This is a genomic window from Mycobacterium aquaticum (genome assembly GCF_002086485.1).
Classification (GTDB): domain Bacteria; phylum Actinomycetota; class Actinomycetes; order Mycobacteriales; family Mycobacteriaceae; genus Mycobacterium; species Mycobacterium aquaticum.
Genome location: NZ_MVHF01000003.1, coordinates 36,497 through 60,022, shown reverse-complemented (window position 1 = coordinate 60,022; position 23,526 = coordinate 36,497). Strand labels below are relative to the sequence as shown.

The following is a 23,526-nucleotide window of genomic DNA, read 5'->3' as shown; positions in this document are numbered from 1 at the left end:
ATTGGCCAACGTCTTAGGATTTGGCGTCGATCCTGTTTTGGCGAGCGCAACAACTCAGGCGAGCTCGATGAGGTCGCGGTACTCGGCCGACCAGAAATCCTCGGTGCCGTCGGGCAGCAGCACCACGCGCTGCGGATCGAGCGCCTCGGCCGCGCCGGGATCGTGTGTCACCAACACCACAGCACCCTGATAACTGCGCAGCGCGTCGAGCACCTGTTCACGCGACGCCGGGTCGAGGTTGTTGGTGGGCTCGTCGAGCAGCAACACATTGGCCGTCGAGGCGACCAGGCCCGCCAACGCCAGGCGGGTCTTCTCGCCGCCGGACAGCGTGCCCGCCGGCTGTTCCAGCTGCGGCCCGGTGAACATGAAGGCGCCCAACAGACCTCGCAGATCCTGCTCCCCCGTGTCGGGTGCCGCGTGCCGGATGTTCTCCCACACCGTGGCGTGATCGTCGAGAGTGTCGTGTTCCTGCGCGAAATAGCCGAGTTTGAGGCCGTGGCCAGGCTCCAGGGCACCCGCATCGGCGGTTTCCGCACCCGCCAGCAGCCTCAGCAGCGTGGTCTTGCCTGCACCGTTGAGCCCGAGCACCACCACCCGCGACCCACGGTCGATGGCCAGGTCGACACCGGTGAAGATCTCCAGCGACCCGTAGGTCTTGGTCAGCCCCTTGGCCACCAGCGGCGTCTTACCGCACGGCGCCGGGCTCGGGAATTTGATCCGAGCCACCTTGTCGGCAACCCGTTCGGCGTCCAACTCGGCGATCATGCGCTCGGCGCGCCGCAACATGTTCTGTGCGGCAACGGCTTTGGTGGCCTTGGCGCCCATCTTGGCGGCCTGGGCGCGCAGCGCGCCCGCCTTCTTCTCCGCATTGGCACGTTCCCGACGGCGCCGCTGCTCGTCGGTCGCGCGGGCGTCGAGGTATTTCTGCCAGCCCATGTTGTAGACATCGGCCTCGCCGCGCACCGCGTCCAAGAACCACACCCGGTTGACGACATCGGCCAGCAACTCGACGTTGTGGCTGATGACCACCAGACCGCCGGAATGGTTCTGCAGAAAGGTCCGCAGCCACCCGATCGAGTCGGCGTCGAGGTGGTTGGTGGGCTCGTCGAGCAGCAGCGTGGTGGCCGAACCCGAACCGGTGTCAGACGCCGCGAACAGAATGCGGGCGAGTTCGACCCGTCGCCGCTGACCACCCGACAGGGTGCGCAGCGGCTGCGTCAGGACGCGGTCGGGCAACGCAAGGCTCGCGCAGATGCGACCCGCCTCACTCTCGGCCGCATACCCGCCGAGGGCGGCGAAGCGCTCCTCCAGCTGACCGTACTTGCGCACGGCCTTGTCGCGGGCGGCGTCGTCGGCCACCTCGGCCATCAGCGCCTGCTGCTTCTCCAGATCGGCCAGCAAGGTATCCAGCCCTCGCGCCGAGAGCACTCGGTCACGGGCCAGCACGTCGAGGTTGCCTTCGCGGGGATCCTGTGGCAGGTAACCGATTTCGCCGGTACGGGTGACGGTGCCGGCATACGGCTCGCCCTCACCGGCGAGGATGCGCATCGTGGTGGTCTTGCCCGCACCGTTACGGCCGACCAAACCGATCCGGTCGCCGGGCTGGATCCGCAGTGCCGAACCCTCGATGGACAGCAGTGTGCGCGCGCCGGCGCGGACCTCCAGGTCCGTTGCGGTGATCACGCTACTGCCTCCCTGCCTGTCGTTCTTATTTGTCGTCGGTAAACACCGGTGGGCGCCCCTCCACGCGCGCAGCCACCGCTTCCTCGAAATTTGCGGTGAGCAGGCGTACGAAGAGTTGCCCGAGGCCTTCGGCCTGCATATGCCCCTCAAGGCTAGCGGCGTCCAGTCCACTCCAAAGTGTCCGCTTGGTCAACTCGATTCCCGGCCGGGAGAACGCCGCGATGCCCTCGGCCATCGTGTAGCAGGTCTCCAGCAGCTCGTCCACGGGCACCGAGCGGGACACCAGACCGATGCGCGCGGCCTCTTCGGCGTCGACGTCGCGGCCCGTCAGCATGATCTCGAAGGCCCGCGAGGCGCCGATCGCCCGAGGCAGCAGGTACGACAGGCCCAGCTCGCTGGCGGTCAGTCCGTTGTTGATACCGGCGGCCCGGAAATACGCGCCGTCCGCCGCCACCCGGATGTCGCAGGCCAGCGCCAGGCACAACCCGCCACCGATCGCGGCCCCATTCACCGCCGCGATGACGGGCTGATGGAGCCGTCGCAGGCCCAGGATCACCTCGTCGAGTACTTCCATGGACCGCAGCGCGAACGTCGGCCTGGTCAGACCGTCGACGTGCGGCACGGACCCTGCCGACTTGTGGTCGGCGCCCGACGAGAAGCCCCGGCCGGCGCCGGTCAGCACCACGACCCGCACGGAGTTGTCGTCGCGGAGGTCTTCGAGCGTCCGCTTGAGCGGAACCATGACGTCGAACGCCATCGAGTTCATCCGCTCGGGCCGATTCAAGGTCACCAAGGCCACGCCCGGCCGCGGATGGTCGACCAAGACGAACTGGTTGGGCTCTGTCACGCAGAGCACGCTATCGCGTGTCCGGCCGCCTGAGCGCGCAGCGGCCGCGGATCAGGCCGAGCTAAGCCTGCTCGCCGTCACCCTGTGCGGCGATCGCCGCGTCGACGTCGAAATCCTTGACCTTCTGAACCAGGTCCTCGAGCGCTGCCGGCGGCAGGGCACCGGCCTGGTTGAACACCAGCTTGCCCTTCTTGAAAGCCATCAGGGTCGGGATGGACCGGATCTCGGCGGCAGCGGCCAGCGACTGCTCGGCCTCGGTGTCGACCTTGGCGAACACCACGTCGGGGTGCTTCTCCGATGCGGCCTTGAAGGTCGGCGCGAACGCACGACACGGCCCGCACCACGACGCCCAGAAGTCCACCAGCACGATCTCGTTGTCGGCAATGGTGGCGTTGAACTGTTCTGCGGTGATGTCTTGCGTAGTCACGACTTTCCTAACGTTACGGTGCGGCGGGCTGTTCCCAGCCTATGGTCAATGCAAGCCGGCGAGTGCGGTTTCGGCGTGGTAGCCGCCGAAGCCGTCGAGCGTGTCGTCGCGCAACCGGTTCACCCACTCCGGGTCGGCCAGCAAAGCCCTCCCGATCGCAACGATGTCGAACTCGCCTGCCGCGAACTGCTCGAGCAACCGGTCCACCGGAGCCGGGGTGATCACATCTGAATCGGCCCGGCCAGGTTTGAACTCGGTGGCCAGTCCAACGGAGCCTACGCCGATGACCGGGATACCGGTGATCTGCTTGACCCAGCCGGCGAGGCTGAGGGCGGACCCGGGGAACGCCGGCAGGTAGTGCCTGCGGGTCGACGGGTGCAGGATGTCGACGCCGGCGGTGACCAGAGGCGTCAGGACCGCCTCCAGCTCAGCCGGGTCGGCTGCAATATGCGCGTCGTAGGCGTTGGCCTTCCACTGCGAGAACCGGTAGATGATCGGAAACCCCGAACCGACGGCGTCCCGTACCGCGGTGATCACCTCGACCGGGAAGCGGGTGCGCGCGGCGATGGAGCCACCGTATCCGTCGGTGCGCTGATTCGTTCTCTCCCAGAGGAATTCGTCGAGGAGATAGCCATGCGCACCATGCAGTTCGACGGCGTCGAATCCGGCTGCCTTGGCGTTGCGGGCAGCCTCGGCGAAGCCCGCGGCCACACCGGCGAGCTCGTCGGTGCCCAACGCGCGTCCCTTGGCTTCGCCGAGGGAGTTGAGGCCCGACGGGCTCACCGGGACCAGCCCGTCGCGGTCGTCACGTTCAGCGCCTTGATGCCACAGCTGCGCAGCGATCGTCGCGCCGTGCGCGTGCACGGCGTCGGTGACGGCCCGCCAGCCGGCCAGCACCTCTGGACCGGCCAGGGTCGGGATGCTGAACGGCCAGCCCGCGACGGGATCGGGCAACCGCACGCCCTCGGTGATGATCAGGCCGACACCACCGGCGGCACGTCGCGCGTAGTACGCCGCGACATCAGGGCCTGGGACACCGCCCGGCGAAGCGCGACGGGTCATGGGGGCCATGGCAAACCGATTGGGGATCGTCAGAGAGCCGACTGTGATCGGGCTGAACAACTCTGGGCGTGGATTCACATGTCCAACCAACATCGAGCGCTGCGCGGCGATTCCGTTTCGCTCAGCGGGAGTCTGGCAGTCGCTTCTCGAACCAGTGATCGGCGTAGACCTCGTCGTTGAAAGGTTCCACCTCCTGATAGCCGCAGCTTCGGTACATCTGAAGGGCTTCGGCCAGCTCGGCCTTGGTCTCCAGCCGCATCAGCCGGTGCCCGTGTGCGTAGGCCTTGGCCTCGAGTTCGGTCAGGATTCGCCTGCCGAGACCCAGGCCACGAACGCCCGGAGCCACCCACATTCGTTTGACCAGCGCGACGCCGCCTGGATACCAGATCACCGCACCGCAGCCCACCGGCCGCCCGTCCAGCGATGCGACAAGGAGCAGCCCCGCGGGCGGCGTCATCTCGCCGTCAGCGACCGGGCTGACGGCGGGGTCGTAGCCGCCGGTGAACCGCTGCGCCAGTTCCGCGTAGTAGGTGGCCAGGCAGTACCGGGCGTCAGGATGACGTGGGTCGCACACATTCACCCGCACGGCCGATGCGGTGAGCAGCCGCTCGACCTGGGCCATCGCCGTCACCAGCTGGTCCTGCTGGCTCTCGGTCAGCGTGCGCAGCACGTCGGCGGCCGCGTCGTCGGAGCGCTCGTTGAGCGTGTCGAGCTCGCGGCGTCCGGCCTCGGTGAGGTGCGCGGTGCGCACACGCCCGTCGGCTTCGCTGGGTGCGACGTCGACCAGGCCCTCCCGCTGCAACGCCCGCAGGAGCCTGCTCAGGTATCCCGAATCCAGCCCGAGCCGCTCCCGCAGGTCCCGCACGACGCGTCCGTCGGTGCCGATTTCCCACAGCAGCCGGTCTTGGCCGAGGGACCGACCACTCGCGAGGAAGTTCTCGTTGAGCACCCCCGCGCTGCGGGTGACGACCCGGTTGAACCGACGGACCTGCGCGACCATCTCCGCGGACATATCTCTGACCTTAGTCAGATAAATGCCGAGCGCGAAGGGTAGCGAACTGTTCGGTGTTGTGTGAGTAGATGTGGTCGAATGTTTGTTTGGCTGAGTGTGTGAAGTTGTCTGAGTGGGCGCGTGCGAATGGTGTGCATCCGCAGACTGCGTACCGGTGGTTTCGTGAGGACCGGATGCCGGTGCCGGCTCGCCGCTTGGAGTCGGGGACGATCTGGGTTGATGCGCCAGAGTCCGGGGAATCCGGTCGTACGGTCGTCTATGCGCGGGTGTCCTGACATGTTCAACGGCAGGATCTGGACCGGCAGGTTGCACGATTGGCGCACTGGGCTACCTCGAATGGCCATGTGATTGGTGAGGTGGTGTGTGAGGTCGGGTCGGGTTTGAGCGGCACGCGGCCGAAGTTGCGCAGGATTCTGTCGGACCGGTCTGCTTTGGTGGTGGTCGTGGAGCATCGGGACCGATTGGCGCGCTTCGCCAGTGGAGCATCTCGAAGCCGCGTTGTCCGCCCAGGGCCGGGAGGATCATCGTTGCCGACCAGGGTGAGACTGTCGATGATCTGGTGTGCGACATGATCGAGGTGCTGACTTCGATGTGTGCGCGCCTGTATGGGCGTCGCGGTGCGCGCAACCGGGCGATGCGAGCGGTGACCGCCACCAAGCAAACGGAGCCTTTCGAGGTGAGCAGCGGTGGCTAGGTTCGAGGTCCCTGAGGGGTGGACGGCGCAGGGGTATCGGTTCGCGTTGGATCCGACACCAACGCAGTTGCGCGAGTTGGCTTCTCATGCTGGTGCGGCGCGTTTCGCGCACAATCACATGTTGGCGTTGGTGAAGGCCGTGATGGATCAGCGGGCCGCCGAACGCACCTACGGTGTGCCCGAAGCCGAGTTGACGCCGGTGGTGGGGTGGTCGTTGCCGGCATTGCGCAAGGTGTGGAATCAGCGCAAGGCCTGGTGTGCGCCGTGGTGGGGTGAGAACTCGAAGGAGGCCTACAACACCGGTTTGGATGGGTTGGCGCGCGGGCTCGATGCGTGGTCGAAGTCTCGTACCGGTGAGCGCAAAGGTCGGGTGGTCGGGTTCCCGCGGTTCAAGTCGGCTCGGGCACCGCGCTCGGTGCGGTTCACCACCGGGGCCATCCGGATCGAGGCCGACCGCCGCCACGTCACCCTGCCGCGGCTGGGTGCGGTCCGCACGCACGAATCGACCCGCAAGCTGGCCCGTCGGATCGAGGCCGCCTCGGCGCGGATCTTGTCGGCCACTGTGCGTCAGGACAGCGCCGGGCGCTGGTATTGCGCGCTGCAGGTGATCGTCGAAGCCAAGACGCGGCCGGCGCATGCACGCCGGTCATCTCATCCGGTGGTGGGTGTCGATGTCGGGGTGAAGGCCGACAGTCTGCTGGTGGTCGCGACCCCGGACGGGATGGAGGTCGATCGGACCGCGGCGCCGAAGTCGTTGAGCGCCGCGCAAGCTCGGTTGCGGGCCTTGCAGCGCCGAGCCGCCCGCCAACACGGTCGGTACGACCCGATCGCCAAAGTCAAGCAGTCACCGTCGAAGCGGTGGCGGCGCACCCAGGACCGGATCGGCCGCACACATGCCCACGTCGCGGCGGTGCGCCGTGACGTGCTGCACAAGGCCACCACTGTCCTGGCCCAGCAGCACGATGTGGTGGTGGTGGAAACCTTGAACGCGGCCGGAATGCGCGCCAAGGGAGGCGCCCGCAAGCGGGGCCTCAATCGAGCCTTGGCTGATGCCGCACTGGCTGAAGTGCGGCGCATGCTCGGTTACAAAACTCGTTGGTCTGGCAGCCAGCTGGTGGAAGCCGACCGGTTCTACCCGTCGTCGAAGCTGTGCACGGCTTGTGGGAGGCGAAAGTCAAACCTCACGCTGGCCGATCGAATCTTCGCCTGTGACGGCTGCGGTATGCGGATCGATCGTGATCTGGGTGCTGCGATCAACCTCGCCCGACTCGGCGTACCCACACCTGTGGGTGAACAGAGTCCCGCCGGGAGTGGCCCGGTGGCAGGACGTGGAGCCACGCATGAGACTGACCCCGCGCCAGCGGGCGACGCAGCCGGCGATGAAACGTCAACCCCGCACCACCAGACGGTGGATCAGACGAGGACCGCCTCACCGCAAGGCGAGGCTGCCTGATGAACAAGCGAACTCACATTCGCCCACCAAAAGGCAACGGCTTTGTCAGGACGAGCTCATGCGGTGGACGGCAACCCGCGCTGCTCCGGACGTGCCGATTCGAACCGCCAGATGGCATGGTGCAGCGCTGCGATGTCCCAGCCGGCGTCCTCCGATACCGCCCGCAGCAGCGCGGCCACGGCGTCGCAATCCTCGGCGCCGAGCGCGCGGTACACGTAGCCGACGACCGCCGGATCCGCGGTGACACCGGGCTGTTGGGCCAGCAGCACGAGATAACGCCAGGTGAAACCCGACCGCTGCCCCGGCACCGCACACCATGCCGCGCTGGCCCGAGCGCAGAGCTCATCATCTTCGGCGACGGCACGCAGGTCCGAAGTGGTCCGGATCCCGAGCCCGACGAGTGCCTGGGCCACCTCGATCAGCGCCGCCGACCGCAGCGGCGCACCCTTGGCCGTCGACGTGGGACGGCGATTGCCGATCTCCGCGGCCCACTGCAGCGGACCGCCGAGCTCCTCGACATTCGCGAGGAGCTCCGGTGCGCCGTCGGTGTCGGCGTCGCCACCTCGCGCAGCCCGGTAACTGCGGTAGCGCTCGATCACTTTCTCGACCGTCAGATGCCGTGCTCCCGTCACGTAGATCGCGTCAATGATGCACAGCGCCAATGCATCTGGATATCCGAACGGACCCGGCCAATCGGCCGGATCGCCGAGATCGCGTTCGCATGCGGCCCGCAACTGCTCAACATCAGTACTCATATCGGTGCCTTCCAAACCGGCGGGACCACCATCGATCCCATCTGGCCGAAAGCTAACGAGGACAGCCGACAAAAACGGCTCAGGATCAGAAGTTATCCACAGGCCCGGTCGACATTGGCGAGCAGCTGCTCGCGGCGCCTCGGCCACCAGAACATTTCGACCAGCAAGGCCACGAGATAGATCACGGACGCCACGGCGTTGCCCCACGAACCGAACACCGCGTCCCAGGCCGCGGTCGCCGCCGCGACGACAAGCACCACCGGAAACAGCCACCTCAGGGGCCGCGCGTCATCAGCCGCGGCATGCATACCGCGGCGATAGTCGACCGCAGCCGGCACCAGTCGGGGATCGTCGATCCGGACACCGCCGCGGGCCGCAGTCGCCACCGCGACCCGGTCGGCACCGGCGAGTTGCTCGGCGGCAGGCCAGTACCGGGCCATCCGCCGCGGCATCCAAATCCCGTAGAAGACGCCCATGATCACGAACACCGCGACGCCTGCCACCCAGAACCCGGAGTCCAGCAAGGCCAGGACCGCCAGACACAACCCGACACTGCCTCCGATGATCACCGCGCGATAGAAGAAGCCACCACGCCACACGAAGGCCGGGACCGTCAGCACACCGTCATTGTGACGGGATGAGAGCGGCTAGACGGTGAAACCGAGAGCGCGCAGCTGTTCGCGACCGTCGTCGGTGATCTTGTCCGGACCCCACGGCGGATTCCACACCCAGTTGATGCGCAGCTCGTCGACCAGCCCCGCACCGACGAGCGCGGTCCGCGACTGATCCTCGATCACGTCGGTCAGCGGGCACGCCGCCGATGTCAGGGTCATATCGATCAATGCGACGGTTCCGCTGTCCGCCTTTTCGACGTTCAACCCGTACACCAGACCGAGGTCGACGACGTTGATCCCCAACTCCGGGTCGACCACGTCACGCATGGCCTCTTCGAGATCGGCCAGGAATTCCTCATTGGTGGTCTCGGTCATGCCGTCTCCCTGTGCGAATCGTTGGCCTCGGCAAGCGCGGCCTTGAAAGCTGTCCAACCCAGCAACGCGCATTTCACGCGCGCCGGGTACTTGGCCACCCCGGCGAACGCGATGCCGTCACCGATCACATCTTCGTCCCCCTCGACGTTGCCGCGGGAGGAAATCATCTCGGTGAACGCGGCAACCGTATCGAGGGCATCACCGACGCTCTGCCCGATCACCTGATCGGTGAGCACCGACGTGGACGCCTGGCTGATGGAGCAGCCCTGCCCGTCATATGAGATGTCGGCGATGGTGTCACCGTCGTCGGACAGCGTCACCCGCAGGGTGACCTCGTCACCGCACGTCGGGTTGACGTGATGCACCTCGGCCGCGAACGGTTCCCGCAGCCCGCGGTGGTGCGGATGCTTGTAGTGGTCCAGGATGACGTCCTGGTACATCTGTTCCATTCTCACGCGAAAAACTCCACGGCGCGTTTCACCCCGGCCACCAACCGGTCCACCTCGTCGAGCGTGTTGTACACCGCGAACGACGCCCGAGCGGTCGCGGCGATGCCGAACCGCCGGTGCAACGGCCAGGCGCAGTGATGACCGACGCGCACGGCCACGCCGTCGTCGTCGAGGAACTGCCCGACATCATGGGCGTGGATTCCGTCGACGACGAAGCTCACCGGTGACCCACGGTGCTGCATGGTCGTCGGCCCGATGATCCGGATATTCGGTAGCCCGGCAAGCCCCTCGAGCGCGGCGGCCACCAGCTCGGCTTCGTGCGCCTCGACCGCGGGCATCCCGATCGCGGTCAGATACCTTGCGGCAGCAGCCAATCCGACCACCTGGGAGGTCATCGGCGTGCCGGCTTCGAATCGCTGCGGCGCGGGCGCGTAGGTGGTCTTCTCCATCGTGACGGTCTCGATCATCGAACCGCCGGTGATGAAAGGCGGCATCGCGTTGAGCAGTTCCGACCGGCCGTAGAGCACACCGATTCCGGTGGGCCCCAGCATCTTGTGCCCGGAGAACGCGGCGAAGTCCACATCGAGCGCGTGGAAGTCGACCGGCTGGTGCGGTGCCGACTGGCAGGCGTCGAGAACCGTCAGCGCCCCTACCGCCTTGGCCCGTGACACCAGCTCGGCCACCGGGGCGATGGCGCCCGTCACGTTCGAATGATGGCTGAACGCCACCACTTTCACACGATCGTCGAGGTCGAGCGAATTCAGGTCGATGCGGCCGTCGTCGGTGACCGAGTACCACTTCAGGGTCGCCCCGGTGCGCTGCGCCAGTTCCTGCCACGGAATCAGGTTGGCGTGATGTTCCAGTTCGGTTGTGACGATCACGTCGCCCGGGCCGACAGCACGGTCGAACCGCTTGTCCCCCAGCACATACGCCACCAGGTTGAGCGACTCGGTGGCGTTCTTCGTGAACACCAGCTCGTCGGGCTCAGCGCCGACAAATGCCGCAATGTCGGCGCGGCCCTGCTCGTAGGCGTCGGTCGACTCTTCCATCAACTGGTGCGCACCACGGTGCACCGCCCCGTTGGAGGTGGTCAGGAAGTCCCGTTCGGCGTCGAGCACCTGCAACGGCTTCTGCGATGTCGCCCCGGAATCCAGGTAGGCCAACTGGTTCCCACCGCGCATCACCCGAGAAAGGATCGGGAAATCGGCGCGGATCCGGGTGACGTCCAAATCGACCGAGGCGGCAGTCATGATCAGGCTCCGACGGCTTGGGTGAAGCGCACGTATCCGTTCTCTTCCAGTTCGTCGGCAAGTTCGGGCCCACCGGATTCCACGATGCGGCCACCGACGAACACGTGCACGAACTGCGGCTGGATGTAGCGCAGGATGCGGGTGTAGTGCGTGATGAGCAGGATGCCGCCGTGGGTCTCCTCGGAGTAACGGTTGACACCCTCGCTGACGACGCGCAGCGCGTCGACGTCGAGACCCGAGTCGGTCTCGTCGAGGATCGCGATCTTCGGCTTGAGCAGGCTCAGCTGCAGGATCTCGTGGCGCTTCTTCTCACCACCGGAGAAGCCCTCGTTGACGCTGCGCTCACCGAACGCCGGGTCGATCTCCAGATCGCTCATCGCGGCCTTGACTTCCTTGACCCAGTGCCGAAGCTTGGGCGCCTCGCCGCGGACCGCGGTCGCCGCGGTGCGCAGGAAGTTCGACATGGACACCCCGGGCACCTCGACCGGGTACTGCATCGCCAAGAACAGTCCCGCTCGGGCTCTTTCGTCGATGCTCATCTCGAGCACGTCCTGCCCGTCGAGGGTGATCGAACCGGACGTCACGACGTACTTGGGATGGCCGGCAATCGCATACGACAGCGTGGACTTGCCAGAGCCGTTGGGGCCCATCACCGCGTGCGTCTCCCCCGATTTCACGGTGAGGTCGACGCCCTTGAGGATGGGGATCTCCTCGGCGGCGTCGGTCGCGGCCACGCTGACGTGGAGGTCCTTGATTTCCAGAGTGCTCATGCGTGCGTGATTCCTTCAGTTAGCTCAAGTTCGTGTTCGATGGCAGCGGTCAGGCGTTCCCGGACCGCGGGGACGGAGATCTTCTGGATCAGCTCGCCGAAGAATCCGCGCACCACCAGGCGCCGGGCCTGGTCCTCGGGGATACCGCGGGCCTGCAGGTAGAACAGCTGCTCATCGTCGAATCGGCCGGTGGCACTGGCGTGCCCGGCGCCGATGATCTCGCCGGTTTCGATCTCCAGGTTGGGCACCGAGTCGGCGCGCGCACCGTCGGTGAGCACCAGGTTCCGGTTCACCTCATAGGTGTCGGTGCCGGTGGCTTCGGCCCGAATCAGCACGTCACCGATCCACACGGTGTGGGTGTCGGGCTTGTCGGACTGCGGATCCCCTTGCAGCGCACCCTTGTACGTCACATGTGACCGGCAGTTGGGCTGGGCATGATCGACCAGGAGCCGCGACTCGAAGTGCTGACCGTCGTCGGCGAAGTACAGGCCCAGCAGTTCGGCGTCGCCACCCGGAGCGGTGAACCGCACCCGACCGGTGAGCCGCGCGACATCGCCGCCGAGGGTGACCGCGAAGTGCCGCAGCACCGCGTCCTTGCCGAGCGTCGCGTGATGCGTGCTGACGTGAACGGTGTCGTCGTCCCAGTCGGCGATCGACACGACCTTCAGCTGTGCTGCGTCGCCGACGACGAATTCGACGTTGTCGGCGTAGGTTCCGCCGCCACGATGGTCGAGGACCACGACCGCCTCGGCGAGCTCCTCAACCCGCACCTGCAGGTGCCCATAGGCTGTCGAACCCTCACCAGGGCCGTTGACGGTGATCTCGATGGGCTCTGCGACCGCCGTGTTGCGCCCCACCGTGACGACGGTGGCGTGACCGAACGACGAGAACGCCTGCGCCGCAACTCGGTCCGCGGGCACGCCACCCTGGCCGAGTCGCTCGTCGCCACGCTCGACGGTTTCGACGGTGACGCCGGGACGCTCGGACACCTCGATCAGCGCGCTGCCGGTAACCGGGGCGGAGCCGTTGTGCAGGCCACGCAACCGCTTCAGCGGCGTGAACCGCCAGATCTCGTCACGGCCGTGCGGCACCTCGAAGGCGTCGACGTCGAAGGACGTGAACACCTCCCCCTTGTTGGCGCCTTCGACCGCAGCCGTCAGATTCTCTGTTGCCATTACTAGCCGACCGCGCCTTCCATTTGCAGCTCGATGAGCCGGTTGAGCTCAAGTGCGTATTCCATCGGCAGTTCCTTGGCGATCGGCTCGACGAAGCCGCGCACCACCATTGCCATTGCCTCGTCCTCGGTCATACCGCGGCTCATCAGGTAGAACAGCTGATCCTCGCTGACCTTGGACACCGTGGCCTCGTGGCCCATCGTCACGTCGTCCTCGCGGATGTCGACGTACGGGTAGGTGTCCGAGCGGCTGATGGTATCGACCAGCAGCGCATCACATTTCACGCTGGAGCGCGATCCGTGCGCACCCTTGTTCACCTGGACCAGGCCGCGGTAGGAGGCGCGGCCGCCGCCACGGGCCACCGACTTGGACACGATGTTGGACGACGTGTTGGGCGCCAGGTGCAGCATCTTGGCACCGGTGTCCTGATGCTGGCCTTCGCCCGCGAACGCCACCGAGAGCACCTCGCCCTTGGCGTGCTCGCCGGTCATCCACACCGCCGGGTACTTCATGGTGACCTTGGAGCCGATGTTGCCGTCGATCCACTCCATGGTCGCGCCGGCTTCGGCCCGGGCGCGCTTGGTGACCAGGTTGTAGACGTTGTTCGACCAGTTCTGGATGGTGGTGTACCGAACCCGGGCACCGGGCTTCACCACGATCTCGACGACCGCCGAGTGCAGCGAATCCGACTTGTAGATCGGCGCGGTGCAGCCCTCGACGTAGTGCACGTAAGAGCCTTCGTCGGCGATGATCAGCGTCCGCTCGAACTGGCCCATGTTCTCGGTGTTGATCCGGAAGTAGGCCTGCAGCGGGATGTCGACGTGCACGCCCGGCGGCACGTAGATGAACGACCCACCCGACCACACCGCGGTGTTCAGCGCGGAGAACTTGTTGTCACCGGCCGGGATCACCGTGCCGAAGTACTGCTTGAAGATCTCCGGGTGCTCGCGCAGGCCCGAGTCGGTGTCCAGGAAGATGACGCCCTGCGCCTCAAGGTCTTCGCGGATCTGGTGGTACACCACCTCGGACTCGTACTGCGCCGCCACACCGGCGACCAGCCGCTGCTTCTCCGCCTCGGGGATGCCGAGGCGGTCGTAGGTGTTGCGGATGTCCTCGGGCAGTTCCTCCCAGGACGCGGCCTGCTTCTCGGTGGACCGCACGAAGTACTTGATGTTGTCGAAATCGATGCCGTCGAGGTTGGAACCCCAGTGCGGCATCGGCTTCTTGTCGAACGTGCGCAGCGCCCGCAGGCGGCTCTCCAGCATCCATTCCGGCTCGTTCTTCTTCGCCGAGATGTCACGCACGACGGCTTCGGACAGGCCGCGTTGCGCACTGGCGCCCGCGGCATCGGAATCCGACCAGCCGTAGCCGTACTTCCCCAGCGACGCGATGGCCTCTTCCTGGGTCAGTGGCGTATCGGGCGTGATGGTCATGTCGACGCTCCTTGGTTGTTGGTGATCGTGGTTCGGGCGTGGGCCGCGCTCCGAACATCGGACGAATTGTCGGTGTCGAGTGGAACGTGGGTGGTGCAGGCGCAGTCACCGTTGACGATGGTGGCCAGCCGCTGGACATGGGTTCCCAGGATTTCGGCGAACGCCTCGCGCTCCGTCTCGCACAATTCGGGGAATTCCTCGGCGACGTGCGACACCGGGCAGTGGTGCTGGCAGATCTGCACACCGTGCACGGGGCCGCTGACCGGATTGGTCGTCGTCGCGTAGCCGGCCTTGGTCATCGCCGCGGCAACGCGGTCGGCGGTCTCGGCCACATCGCCGGCGCCTGCGGTGACTCCGGCAAGGATGGTGTCGATGCGCCGCCGGGCGAATGTCCGGACCGCGTCCTTGCCGCCGATCTCGCGCAGCTGCCGGATGGCCGCAACTGCCAGATCGTCGTAGGTGTGCCCGAGCTTGGCCCGCCCCGCCGACGTCAGCCGGTACCGCTTGGCCGGCCGGCCGCGGCCGTTGTGCTGCCACGGCGCCGCGGCGCTGGCTTGCGCATCGCCTGCGTCGATGAGGGCGTCGAGATGGCGGCGGACGCCTGCGGCCGAGATGCCGAGGCGGTCGCCGATCTGGCCCGCGGTGATGGGACCCTCGAGCAGCAACTGGATGATGGCGCGACGGGTTTGCCCGTCGGACGCGGGCACGACGTCACCGGCGGCAGCCGGCGAGCCGGCAACGCCGACAGGGGCCGGCGTACCGACCCCAGCCTTGCGCGTACCGTCCGAGCGGATTTTCACAACACCATTGTGACGGAATTCGGCGACGGGTTCTAGCAAGGGTAGCCTTACGTGACCTGGGCCACTCGTGCGCGCCGTCACGGGCCCGGACCACTCGATCCCGGCGGTTACTCTGCTCTGATGGCCAGCCGCCTGTCGTCCTTCAGCTCGTCGATCGCCCGGTGGCACGGCGACGAACGTGCGGTCGGCTCCCCACTCAACGACGCCGAAGTCGTCGCGCTGCGTCGGACCAGGCTGTTCGGCGCCACCGGCACCGTCCTGATGGCCATCGGGGCATTGGGTGCGGGCGCCCGGCCCGTCGTGCAGGATCCGACGTTCGGCGTGCGGCTGCTGAATCTGCCGTCGCGCATCCAGACGGTGTCGCTGACCATGACCACCACCGGTGCCGTGATGATGGCGCTCGCCTGGCTGATGCTGGGCCGGTTCGCGCTGGGCCCCCGCCGCATGTCCCGCAGCCAGCTCGACCGCACGCTGCTGCTGTGGGCGCTGCCGCTGCTCATCGCCCCACCGATGTACAGCAAGGACGTCTACTCCTACCTGGCCCAGAGCGAGATCGGGCTGCTCGGGCTGGACCCGTACCGGGTGGGCCCGGCCACCGGCCTCGGCCTCGACCACGTCTTCACCCTGTCCGTACCCAGCCTGTGGCGCGAGACCCCGGCCCCCTACGGTCCGCTTTTCCTGTGGATCGGTCAGACCATCTCCGGAGTTACCGGCGAGAACATCGTCGCCGCCGTGCTGTGCCACCGCCTGGTCGTGCTCTTCGGCGTCGGCCTCATCGTGTGGGCCACCCCGCGGCTGGCGCACCGCTGCGGCGTCGCCGAAGTGAGCGCGCTGTGGCTGGGTCCGTGTAACCCGCTGCTGTTCATGCATCTGGTCGCGGGCATCCACAACGAGGCACTGATGCTCGGCCTCATGCTCGCCGGCACCGAGTTCGCGTTGCGTGGGATCGATTCGAGTCGACCGCTGCTGCCCGCGCACGCGAGGAACACAAAGGGCGGAATCCGTCTGTCCTGGCCGCGCGGTGCGGCCGAGTGGGCCGGCTGGCAACCGATGGCGATGCTGCTGCTCGGCGCGGTCCTCATCACCATGTCCTCGCAGGTCAAACTCCCGTCGCTGCTGGCGCTCGGGTTCGTCGCCATGGCCCTGGCGTGGCGGTGGGGCGGGACGGTGAAGGCATTCTTCCTCGCGAGCTTCTCGTTGGGTGCGGTGTCGCTGGTGGTGATGGCGATCATCGGCTGGGCCAGCGGACTGGGCTTCGGCTGGCTGTTCACCCTGGGCACCGCGAACGTGGTGCGCAGCTGGATGTCACCGCCGACACTGCTGGCCCTGGGCACCGGCCAGGTCGGCATCCTGCTCGGGCTCGGCGATCACACCACCGCGGTCCTGGCGCTGACCCGCGCGATCGGCGTCTCGATCATCGCCGTCGTCGTCACCTGGCTGCTGCTCGCGGTGATGCGCGGTCGGCTGCATCCGGTCGGCGGGCTCGGGGTCGCCCTCGGCGCGACCGTCCTGCTGTTCCCGGTGGTGCAGCCGTGGTACCTGCTGTGGGCCATCGTGCCGCTTGCCGCGTGGGCCACCCGGCCCGGCTTCCGCGGCGCGACCATCGTGCTGACACTCGTCGTCGGCATCTTCGGCCCCACCGCCAACGGTGACCGGTTCGCGCTGTTCCAGATCGTGATGGCGACCCTGGCGAGCACGGTGATCGTCCTCATCCTGATCGGGCTGACGTGGCGCCGGTTACCGTGGCGCAGGCTCCCCGACACCACCAGCAGCCCACCGGCGGCACCGGCCACCACCTCCGACGCCTACGCTGAGACCCCGTGACCTCGCGTTCCGACGCTTCGCCGACTGAAACACCCGTGCTGCTGCGCGGCGTCACCAAGCAGTACGGCACGACGACAGCGGTATCCGGCCTCGACCTCGAAGTGCACAAGGCCGAGGTGCTGGCCCTGCTCGGCCCCAACGGCGCAGGCAAGACCACCACCGTCGAGATGTGCGAGGGCTTCATCCGGCCCGACGGGGGCACCATCGAGATCCTGGGCCTGGATCCGGTCGGCGACAACGCGCGGCTGCGTGAGCGAATCGGCGTGATGCTGCAGGGCGGCGGTGGCTACCCGGCCGCCCGCGCAGGCGAGATGCTCAACCTGGTGGCGTCGTACGCGGCCAACCCGCTCGACCCCGCCTGGCTGATGGACACGCTCGGTCTCACCGAGTCGGCCCGCACCACCTACCGGCGACTTTCCGGCGGCCAGCAACAGCGGCTGGCGCTGGCATGCGCGGTGGTCGGCCGCCCCGAGCTGGTCTTCCTCGACGAGCCGACCGCAGGCATGGACGCACACGCGCGAATCGTGGTGTGGGAGTTGATCGATGCCCTGCGCCGCGACGGCGTGACCGTGGTGTTGACGACGCATCAGCTGACCGAGGCCGAGGAGCTCGCCGACCGCATCGTCATCATCGACCACGGCGTGGCGGTGGCCACCGGCACACCCGCCGAACTGATGCGCACCGGCGCCGAAAACCAGCTGCGGTTCAGCGCCCCCCGCAAGCTCGATCTGTCGCTGCTGATCGGAGCATTGCCGGAGAACTACAAGGCCAGCGAGACCGCGCCGGGCGAATACCTCGTCGAGGGGGACATCGACCCGCAGGTGCTGGCCACCGTGACGGCGTGGTGTGCCCGGCTGGACGTGCTCGCCACCGACATGCGGGTGGAGCAGCGCAGCCTGGAGGACGTGTTCCTGGACCTCACCGGACGCGAGCTACGGGGCTGACGATACGGACGACATGACGAACAACGAGATGACCACGACCAACCGTTTCGAACCCGGGACGTTCTCCCCCGACCCGCGGCCGGCCGGCGTGCCGAAGATGCTGGCCGCGCAGTACGGGCTTGAGCTCAAACTGCTGCTGCGCAACGGCGAACAGCTGCTTCTGACGATGTTCATCCCCATCACGCTGCTGATCGGGCTGACCCTGCTGCCGCTGGGGTCGTTCGGGGAACACCGCGCCGCGGCGTTCACCCCACCGATCATGGCGCTGGCCGTGATCTCCACGGCCTTCACCGGGCAGGCCATCGCCGTGGCGTTCGATCGCCGGTACGGCGCACTGAAACGACTCGGCGCGACGGCGCTGCCGGTGTGGGGCATCATCGCGGGCAAGGCGCTCGCGGTGGTCACGGTCGTGTTCCTGCAGGCGATCCTGTTGGGTGCCATCGGGTTTGCTCTCGGCTGGCGGCCGCCGGTCGCGGGCCTGGCACTGGGCGCGGTGATCATCGCGCTCGGCACCGCCGGGTTCGCGGCGTTGGGACTGCTGCTCGGCGGCACCCTCAAGGCCGAGATCGTGCTGGCGTTGGCGAACCTGTTGTGGTTTGTGTTCGCCGGGTTGGGCGCGCTGACGCTGGAAGGCGGCCTGGTGCCGTCGGCTCTGCGGTGGGCCGCGCGGCTCACCCCGTCGGGCGCTCTCACCGAGGCGCTGACCCGCGCGATGTCCCTGTCGGTGGACTGGTTCGGCATCGTCGTGCTGGTGGCGTGGGGCGCCGTCGCGGCCGTGTGCGCGATGCGCTGGTTCCGCTTCACCTGATGCGCCAGTCGGCCCCTACTACGAGCTGTAGTTCCGGTTCATCTACGATCAGCCCGTGACCGTCGGACGTCTTTTTCTGCGACTGGTCGATCTGCTGCCCCTACCGAGCCTGCGGGTCCAGCGCATCATCGCGTTCCTGGTGATCCTCACGCAGGGCGGGATCGCGGTGACCGGCGCGATCGTGCGAGTGACCGCCTCGGGCCTGGGCTGCCCGACGTGGCCACAGTGCTTCCCCGGCAGTTTCACCCCGGTACCGCACGCCGAGGTCGCCGTCGTGCACCAGGCCGTCGAATTCGGCAACCGGATGATCACCTTCCTGGTGGTGTTCACCGCGGCAGCCGCCGTGCTGGCCGTCACCCGGGCCCGACGCCGCCGCGAGGTGCTGATCTACGCGTGGCTGATGCCCGCCTCCACAGTGGTGCAGGCCATCATCGGCGGCATCACCGTGCGGACCGGGCTGCTGTGGTGGACCGTGGCCATCCACCTGGTCGCATCGATGACCATGGTGTGGCTGTCGGTGCTGCTGTACGTGAAGGTCGGCCAGCCCGACGACGGATCTCCCACCGTGCGGGTGGCAAAACCATTGCGGCAGTTGACCGCGCTGAGCGCCGTCATCCTCGCCGCGATCCTGGTGACCGGAACCCTGGTCACCGGCGCAGGTCCCCACGCAGGCGACAAGAGCCTCGACCGCGTGGTGCCGCGGCTTCAGGTGGAGATCACCACCCTGGTGCACGCCCACTCGTCACTTCTGGTCGCTTACCTGTCGATGATCGTCGCGCTCGGGTTCGCCCTCGCCGCGGTGCATGCCGCTCGGCCGATCATGGTCCGGCTGGGCGTCCTGCTGGCCCTGGTGTGCGCGCAAGGACTGGTCGGGGTCGTGCAGTTCTACACGGGCGTGCCCGCCGCGCTCGTCGCCGTGCACGTCGCCGGGGCGGCCGCCTGCACGGCTGCCACCGCGGCGCTATGGGCGTCGATGCGAGAGCGGACCGAGCCCGAGCCGCTCCAGCGCGGACTCGACACCGAGCGCGAATCGACGTTCGGCGTCAGCTCGGCCGACAGGGCTTAGCTGACGGAATCCCAGGGACGGTTCGACGAGCTCGAGTTCCAGGAGCCGAGGATCGTCGAGACCTCTCCCCGTCGCTGCGCTCGCCCCGGCCCCGCCGATCACGTCAACCCGGGCGTACAGCAGATCGTGCGCGTCGATGTCGAAAATGCGCGTCACGGCCGCGATCGCCAGCCGGCCGACCTCCCAGATCGCATCCTCCGGCTCGGCCGGTGACAGGGTTTCGGTGGCATAGGTTCCGGTTTCCTCGAACTGCGGGGCGCTGCCCGCAGGCGGCAGTATCGGTCCCTTGATGAACGCGTGGGACTCTTCGCCGTTGAGAAACACCAGGGCGGTCTCGCCGTCGGCGATGCGCCCATCGTAGGGCTGCACCAGCACTGCGCGGCCCTGCGCGTGCAGCTGGGCGGCGTGTGCGGCGGCCGCGTCGGCGTCGACGAAGCGTTGCGCTCCTTGCGAACCCGCCCCGACCGCCGGTTTGACCACCACCTCGCCCGCAGGGACGGTCACCGTGTGCCCGACCGGGAAATGCCGCGTGGGCACCACCGGCACGCCAAGCTTGTCCAGGTCGATCAGATAGTGCTTGTCGACGTTCCACGCGACCAGCGCGGGTGCGTTGACAAGGTTGCGCACGGAGCGCGTCCACGACAGGTATTCGTCGAGCCTGTCGGCGTAGTCCCACGTGGCCCTGAGCACCACCAGGTCCGCGTCCCGCGTCGCGGGGTCGTCCCAGGACAGCCACCGCGCATGCAGGCCCCGCGTGCGCAGCGCGGCGACCAGACCGGCGTCGTCACCGTCGCCGTCGGGCAGTGACGGGCAACCGGCGAACACGATGCGCGGATGGAAGATGTCGGGGCGGGCGAGCTTCACACATTCCTCCGGGGTCGGTGACGACGGGGCTCTCCCAAGGGTGTCACGGGATCCCGCCGGGTGTTGCGGCACACGCGGACGGCCGAGGCTTGGCAGGATGGTCTCCATGCACGCGATCGAAGTCGCCGAGACCGGTGGGCCCGAGGTCCTCAAATTCATCGAACTGCCCGAGCCCAGCCCTGGCCCCGGCGAGATATTGATCAAGGCCGAAGCGATCGGCGTGAACTTCATCGACACCTACTTCAGGTCCGGGCTCTATCCGCGGGAGCTGCCGTTCGTCGTGGGCACCGAGGTGTGCGGCACGGTCGCCGCCGTGGGTGACGATGTGGCGGCACTGGCGGTCGGCGACCGGGTGGTGACCGCCAACGCGGCCGCGGCATATGCCGAATACTGCGTCGCCCCTGCCGATTTCAGCGCCTACGTACCGGACGGTGTGGCGCCGGACGCGGTGGCTTCCGCACTGCTCAAGGGTATGACCGCGCACTACCTCATCAAGTCGACCTATCCGGTGCAACCGTCGGACACCGTGCTGCTGCACGCCGGCGCGGGCGGCGTCGGACTGATCCTCACGCAGTGGGCCACCAGCATCGGCACCCGGGTGATCACCACGGCGTCCACGCCAGAGAAGGCCGAGCTCTCCCGGCAGGCCGGTGCCGTCGAGGTGCTCGACTACCCCGATGACCCGGCGGAGTTCGCCGAGAAGATCCGCGAACTGACCGGCGGTCTCGGGGTCGCCGCTGTCTACGACGGGGTGGGCAAGTCGACGTTCGACGCGAGCCTGGCCAGTTTGGCCGTGCGCGGCACGCTGGCGCTGTTCGGTGCCGCCAGTGGCCCGGTCCCACCGTTCGACCCGCAGCGCCTCAACTCATCGGGTTCGGTGTTCCTCACAAGGCCGTCGCTGGCGCACTACACCCGCACACCCGACGAATTCTCCTGGCGCGCTGGAGAACTGATCAACGCCATCGCCGACGGGACCATCAACATCACCGTCGGCGGACGCTATCCGCTGGCCGAGGCCGCCCAGGCCCACACCGATCTGCAGGGCCGCAAGACCGTCGGCTCGATCGTGCTGGTGCCCTAGAGTCGTCGAACTCGCGGGCAGTCAGGCCGGCTGAACCGGCTCGGCCACCGGGAACGTCCACGACCCGTCGAGGATCTCCTGCCGGGGCCGGTAGAGCCGCACGATGTAGTTCCACCCGTCGGTGATCGGCAGCAGGTTCGGTGCGTCGGCACCGCCGAACTGGATGACGGTCGCGCCGTCGGGCCCCTTGGCCGCGGTGATGTTGTTCAGCGAGTACGCGTTCTGGGCATTCGGCGTGAAGTACCCGTCCTTGTTGTAGACGGTCACCGACCAGAACCCGTCCACCGGAACATCTTCGACGGTGAGCCGGTGCACTGTGGTGCCGTCGTTGGCGGCCGGGAAGACCGGCAGGTACAGGGCGTCACGCTCCGGGTTGCCGCCCCAGGCGTACGCCGAACCGATCAGGTGCCGCACCGGGTCGACGGAGTCGCGTGGCCCGAAGGTGGCCTTGCTGTCCGGAAGTGTCGTCGACAACGTGATCAGCGCGTCGCGGACCGTCTTCTGACTCGCCGGATCCCACCCCGGCACCTCGAAGTTGCCCGGCGCGGCCTGGCTGACCGAGATCGCGTCCTGCAGCGCGTGCACCGCGTCCACATCGGCGGGGTCGTTGGGGTCGACGAGCGTACGGATGGCCGTTGCGACATATCGGGTGCCGATATCCGCCCGGGTCAGGGTGAGCTCCGCGGGGGCGTACACGACCGTCGGAACGTAGTGGTCCTCGGTGATGACCTGCAGGGCCATGAAGCGCCCGGCGCTGTCGGGCAGGGTCACGGTGACCGGCCCGGCGTCGAGATCGAACACCCCTGCCGAGTAGAGGGTGTCCCGGTTCTGCCGGATCACCAACTGGTTGTCGAGCGGACTGAGCTCACGGATGTGGTGCAGCGCGGCGAAGCCGCCGTCCTTGACGATGTTGCCGAAGTAGAGGTCGGATTCGGCGCGGGCGAAGTTGTCGGGGGTGACCAGCACGCCCGCAGGTTACCGCCCGAACAGCGTCGGCAGCGCCAATACCGAGTCCACGGCGAGCGCGCAGAACACCACAGCCAGGTAGTTGTTGGACTGCAGGAAGAGGCGCAAGGGCTTGACCGGCTCGCCGCGCTTGACGCCGGAGTAGAGCTGATGGGCCATCACCAGGAACCACGCCCCGGCCAGCAGCGCGACCGACGCGTAGAGCCAGCCGGTGGCCAGCGCGAGCACCAGTGTGGTCAGCACGGTCAGCCAGGTGTAGATCAGGATCTGCTTGGTCACCTGACGTTCGGTGGCCACGGCGGGCAGCATCGGCACCCCGGCCGCCTTGTAGTCGTCCTTGTAGCGCATCGCGAGCGCCCAGGTGTGCGGCGGCGTCCAGAAGAAGATGACCAGGAACATCACCAGCGCAGGCCATTGGATGGTTCCGGTGACCGCCGACCAGCCGATCATCACGGGCATGCAGCCTGCCGCGCCGCCCCACACCACGTTCTGCGACGTGCGCCGCTTGAGCAGCAGGGTGTAGACGAACACGTAGAACGCGATGGTCACCAGCCCCAGCACGCCCGAGAGCAGATTGGTGGTCCACCACAGCCACGCGAACGAGGCGACCGTCAGGGCGAGCCCGAAGATGAGCGCGTGCCGGGTCGGCACCGACGCCTTGGCCAGCGGCCTGCGCGCGGTGCGCTTCATGACCTTGTCGATGTCGGCGTCGGCCACGCAGTTGAGCGTGTTGGCACCCGCCGCGGCCATCATGCCGCCGATCAGCGTGTTCAGGATCAGCAGTGGATCAACGACGCCGCGATGTGCCAGCAGCATGGCGGGGATGGCCGTCACGAGCAACAGCTCGATGACACGCGGCTTGGTGAGTGCCAAATACGCCAGGAAAGTGGTGCGTATTCGGCTCGGCGCCCCACCGAGGGAACGGCGCTCGCGAATGCTCACGCAAATAACTCCTCGGGTGACTGCACGCGACTTCTACTACAAACGATGGTAGACCGCATGGCTCAGTGCCCGACACCGCAGGGTCGGATTTGCGCGCCCGGCCGAGGTGAACGGCGGGGTAATCGTGCCCCAACCAACCGCCCTCGATGAACCGCTGGCACTAGGGTGTTGGATGGGAGCTGCGGGTCTGCCGCGTACAGCTCAGCACATGCAATCGGAACTTAGGAGCGAG

23 protein-coding genes and 1 pseudogene are annotated in these 23,526 nt (G+C 67.4%); 7 read left to right on the top strand and 17 right to left on the bottom strand.

The features are described 5' to 3' along the window. Nucleotides 1-54: 54 nt before the first annotated feature. The 5 genes from BST13_RS04020 to BST13_RS04000 are packed head-to-tail and all read right to left on the bottom strand — an operon-like array spanning nucleotide 55 to nucleotide 5,031. Entirely contained in the window at nucleotides 55-1,683 is a 1,629-nt protein-coding gene (locus BST13_RS04020; protein ID WP_083160896.1) for an ABC-F family ATP-binding cassette domain-containing protein, read from the bottom strand. Nucleotides 1,684-1,708: 25 nt separating this feature from the next. Then, complete coding sequence (locus BST13_RS04015) at nucleotides 1,709-2,539, bottom strand: enoyl-CoA hydratase (protein WP_083160885.1); 831 nt, start codon at nucleotides 2,537-2,539, stop codon at nucleotides 1,709-1,711. A gap of 52 nt (nucleotides 2,540-2,591) precedes the next feature. Continuing rightward, nucleotides 2,592-2,957: a thioredoxin gene (gene trxA / locus BST13_RS04010; protein WP_083160883.1), complete on the bottom strand. Its 366-nt coding sequence runs from the start codon at nucleotides 2,955-2,957 to the stop codon at nucleotides 2,592-2,594. Nucleotides 2,958-3,002: 45 nt separating this feature from the next. Next, nucleotides 3,003-4,112, bottom strand: a complete 1,110-nt coding sequence (locus tag BST13_RS04005; RefSeq protein WP_083160881.1) for an oxidoreductase — start codon at nucleotides 4,110-4,112, stop codon at nucleotides 3,003-3,005. A 28-nt stretch (nucleotides 4,113-4,140) separates the two neighbouring features. Continuing rightward, a complete protein-coding gene (locus BST13_RS04000) occupies nucleotides 4,141-5,031 on the bottom strand; it encodes a bifunctional helix-turn-helix transcriptional regulator/GNAT family N-acetyltransferase (RefSeq protein WP_170064256.1) in 891 nt (296 codons plus the stop codon). A 98-nt stretch (nucleotides 5,032-5,129) separates the two neighbouring features. Between BST13_RS04000 and BST13_RS03995 the strand changes: the two are divergent. Then, nucleotides 5,130-5,725 (top strand): annotated as a pseudogene (locus BST13_RS03995) (IS607 family transposase). Beyond that, entirely contained in the window at nucleotides 5,718-7,178 is a 1,461-nt protein-coding gene (gene tnpB / locus BST13_RS03990) for an IS607 family element RNA-guided endonuclease TnpB (protein ID WP_083160879.1), read from the top strand. The pseudogene BST13_RS03995 and the gene tnpB overlap by 8 nt, the downstream one beginning before the upstream one ends. Before the next feature lie 56 nt (nucleotides 7,179-7,234). On the opposite strand, the gene BST13_RS03985 is transcribed toward tnpB, so the two are convergent. The 9 genes from BST13_RS03985 to BST13_RS03945 all read right to left on the bottom strand — a co-directional run bounded on the left by BST13_RS03985 (nucleotide 7,235) and on the right by BST13_RS03945 (nucleotide 14,799). Further along, nucleotides 7,235-7,933, bottom strand: coding sequence for a heme peroxidase (locus tag BST13_RS03985; protein ID WP_083160877.1), 699 nt, complete (start codon nucleotides 7,931-7,933; stop codon nucleotides 7,235-7,237). Between the two features lie 92 nt (nucleotides 7,934-8,025). Continuing rightward, entirely contained in the window at nucleotides 8,026-8,553 is a 528-nt protein-coding gene (locus tag BST13_RS03980) for a hypothetical protein (protein ID WP_083160875.1), read from the bottom strand. A 27-nt stretch (nucleotides 8,554-8,580) separates the two neighbouring features. Next, complete coding sequence (locus BST13_RS03975) at nucleotides 8,581-8,922, bottom strand: metal-sulfur cluster assembly factor (protein ID WP_083160873.1); 342 nt, start codon at nucleotides 8,920-8,922, stop codon at nucleotides 8,581-8,583. Next, nucleotides 8,919-9,371: a Fe-S cluster assembly sulfur transfer protein SufU gene (gene sufU, locus BST13_RS03970; protein WP_211296011.1), complete on the bottom strand. Its 453-nt coding sequence runs from the start codon at nucleotides 9,369-9,371 to the stop codon at nucleotides 8,919-8,921. Before sufU ends, BST13_RS03975 begins: the two co-directional genes overlap by 4 nt. A 2-nt stretch (nucleotides 9,372-9,373) precedes the next feature. Next, nucleotides 9,374-10,621, bottom strand: coding sequence for a cysteine desulfurase (locus tag BST13_RS03965; RefSeq protein ID WP_083160871.1), 1,248 nt, complete (start codon nucleotides 10,619-10,621; stop codon nucleotides 9,374-9,376). A 2-nt stretch (nucleotides 10,622-10,623) separates the two neighbouring features. Further along, nucleotides 10,624-11,391 (bottom strand): Fe-S cluster assembly ATPase SufC, encoded by a 768-nt coding sequence (sufC, locus tag BST13_RS03960; RefSeq protein ID WP_083160869.1) that lies wholly within the window; start codon nucleotides 11,389-11,391, stop codon nucleotides 10,624-10,626. After that, on the bottom strand, nucleotides 11,388-12,566 hold the full coding sequence (gene sufD, locus BST13_RS03955) for a Fe-S cluster assembly protein SufD (RefSeq protein WP_083160867.1): 1,179 nt from the start codon (nucleotides 12,564-12,566) through the stop codon (nucleotides 11,388-11,390). Before sufD ends, sufC begins: the two co-directional genes overlap by 4 nt. A gap of 2 nt (nucleotides 12,567-12,568) precedes the next feature. Beyond that, complete coding sequence (gene sufB, locus BST13_RS03950) at nucleotides 12,569-13,999, bottom strand: Fe-S cluster assembly protein SufB (protein ID WP_083160865.1); 1,431 nt, start codon at nucleotides 13,997-13,999, stop codon at nucleotides 12,569-12,571. Continuing rightward, nucleotides 13,996-14,799 carry a helix-turn-helix transcriptional regulator gene (locus BST13_RS03945; protein WP_211296000.1) on the bottom strand — a complete coding sequence of 268 codons (804 nt, stop codon included), beginning with the start codon at nucleotides 14,797-14,799 and terminating at the stop codon, nucleotides 13,996-13,998. The genes sufB and BST13_RS03945 overlap by 4 nt, the downstream gene beginning before the upstream one ends. A gap of 120 nt (nucleotides 14,800-14,919) precedes the next feature. On the opposite strand from BST13_RS03945, the gene mptB reads away from it, so the two are divergent. The 4 genes from mptB (at nucleotide 14,920) to BST13_RS03925 (ending at nucleotide 19,441) form a co-directional block, all read left to right on the top strand. Continuing rightward, on the top strand, nucleotides 14,920-16,623 hold the full coding sequence (mptB, locus tag BST13_RS03940; RefSeq protein WP_083160863.1) for a polyprenol phosphomannose-dependent alpha 1,6 mannosyltransferase MptB: 1,704 nt from the start codon (nucleotides 14,920-14,922) through the stop codon (nucleotides 16,621-16,623). After that, nucleotides 16,620-17,567 (top strand): ABC transporter ATP-binding protein, encoded by a 948-nt coding sequence (locus tag BST13_RS03935; protein ID WP_083160861.1) that lies wholly within the window; start codon nucleotides 16,620-16,622, stop codon nucleotides 17,565-17,567. Before mptB ends, BST13_RS03935 begins: the two co-directional genes overlap by 4 nt. A 28-nt stretch (nucleotides 17,568-17,595) precedes the next feature. Then, nucleotides 17,596-18,375, top strand: coding sequence for an ABC transporter permease (locus tag BST13_RS03930; RefSeq protein ID WP_083161353.1), 780 nt, complete (start codon nucleotides 17,596-17,598; stop codon nucleotides 18,373-18,375). 82 nt (nucleotides 18,376-18,457) lie between these two features. Continuing rightward, nucleotides 18,458-19,441, top strand: coding sequence for a COX15/CtaA family protein (locus BST13_RS03925; protein WP_211296010.1), 984 nt, complete (start codon nucleotides 18,458-18,460; stop codon nucleotides 19,439-19,441). Here the strand turns inward: BST13_RS03925 and BST13_RS38975 are convergent. Beyond that, a complete protein-coding gene (locus tag BST13_RS38975) occupies nucleotides 19,337-20,305 on the bottom strand; it encodes an ATP-grasp domain-containing protein (RefSeq protein ID WP_083160857.1) in 969 nt (322 codons plus the stop codon). The two genes, BST13_RS03925 and BST13_RS38975, sit on opposite strands and share 105 nt — an antisense overlap. Nucleotides 20,306-20,411: 106 nt before the next feature. Here BST13_RS38975 and BST13_RS03915 point away from each other — a divergent pair, with 106 nt between their 5' ends. After that, the gene (locus BST13_RS03915) at nucleotides 20,412-21,386 is read left to right on the top strand and encodes a quinone oxidoreductase family protein (protein WP_083161351.1); all 975 of its coding nucleotides are present in this window, start codon (nucleotides 20,412-20,414) and stop codon (nucleotides 21,384-21,386) included. Nucleotides 21,387-21,407: 21 nt separating this feature from the next. Here BST13_RS03915 and BST13_RS03910 read toward each other — a convergent pair whose 3' ends face one another. Together BST13_RS03910 and BST13_RS03905 are read right to left on the bottom strand one after the other, a co-directional pair. Next, nucleotides 21,408-22,352 carry a DUF1254 domain-containing protein gene (locus tag BST13_RS03910; protein ID WP_083160855.1) on the bottom strand — a complete coding sequence of 315 codons (945 nt, stop codon included), beginning with the start codon at nucleotides 22,350-22,352 and terminating at the stop codon, nucleotides 21,408-21,410. 9 nt (nucleotides 22,353-22,361) lie between these two features. Then, nucleotides 22,362-23,294 (bottom strand): heme o synthase, encoded by a 933-nt coding sequence (locus BST13_RS03905; RefSeq protein WP_083160853.1) that lies wholly within the window; start codon nucleotides 23,292-23,294, stop codon nucleotides 22,362-22,364. Nucleotides 23,295-23,526 lie beyond the last annotated feature (232 nt).